The following is a 1,190-nucleotide window of genomic DNA, read 5'->3' as shown; positions in this document are numbered from 1 at the left end:
ACTCTCGATAATATGAATCGGCTCGTACTTGCCAAGGTTCCCTAACGTTGCATACGCATGTGCAAGCTGAATCGGCGTGATAGACAGACCATAACCAAACGCAATGGTTGCACGTTCAATGGGAGACCAACGCGTTCGAGTTGGGAAGATACCAGTCACTTCGCCAACTAAGTTCAAACCAGAAAGTTCCCCAAAACCCACCGAACTGTACAAGCCAAGCAGCGCCTCAACAGGCATTTGCATCGCAAGTTTGGTCACACCGATGTTACTCGATTTTTTCAGAATCATAGACAGGCTCGCTTTGCCTACCCACGAAACGTCCCTGACTCGGCTACCGCCCAATCGAAGCACGCCATTACCGGTATCAACGATAGTATCTTTATCCGCCACTCCATTTTCTAAGGCGGCTAAAATAACGAAAGGCTTAATGGTCGAGCCGGGCTCCATTGAGTCCGTGATCACACGGTTACGCATCTTATAACTTTGCCAATCCGTGCGGTTATTTGGGTTGTATGACGGAGCATTAACCATCGCCAAAACGGCACCCGTTTTTACATCCAGCATCACCACGGAGCCAGAGGTTGCACGGTGATCGGCAACCGCCTGTTTGATGGCGCGGTAAGCAATAGCCTGCAAACGCTGATCAATGGTTAGCTGCAACGACTTGCCTTCTTGTTTGTCTTGCCAAGCGATGTTTTCAACGACACGGCCGTAGCGGTCTTTACGAATGGTCTTTTTACCTTCTTCACCGGTTAGCCATTCATCGTAACTGCGCTCAACCCCCTCTAGGCCATGACCGTCAATGCCTGTCACACCGACAAGGTGCGCACTGACTTCGCCAGCCGGGTAATAACGACGAGACTCCGACTTAAGACCAATACCTGGTAGCTTCAGTTCACGAATGTAGTTTGCCATTGCTGGGCTCACCTGACGCTGCAGGTAAATAAAGCGACGCTTTTCGTTGCGCTTGATTTTGTCAATCAGGCCTTGGCGATCCACACCTAACACGTCTGCTAAGGCATACCAGTTTTGTTTCTGACTTAGCGCATTTTCTTTAAAAATGGTGGCTGGATCGGCCCAAACCGCTTCAACAGGCACACTCACCGCTAAAGGTTCACCATTGCGATCAGAAATAATGCCTCGTGCAGACGGGATAGACTTAACACGGATCGAACGTAGATCGCCCTGCT

The 1,190-nt window shown here is 50.0% G+C and carries 1 protein-coding gene; it reads right to left on the bottom strand.

Annotation, left to right across the window (positions count from 1 at the left end; translation table 11 throughout):
- On the bottom strand, positions 1-1,190 hold a 1,190-nt coding region (locus R7Q47_RS25440; protein ID WP_318090136.1), incomplete at both ends, for a penicillin-binding transpeptidase domain-containing protein.

Source organism: Vibrio sp. Vb0349 (assembly GCF_033338975.1).
The sequence above is the reverse complement of the archived record's forward strand: the minus strand, read 5'-3'. Positions and strand labels throughout refer to the sequence as shown.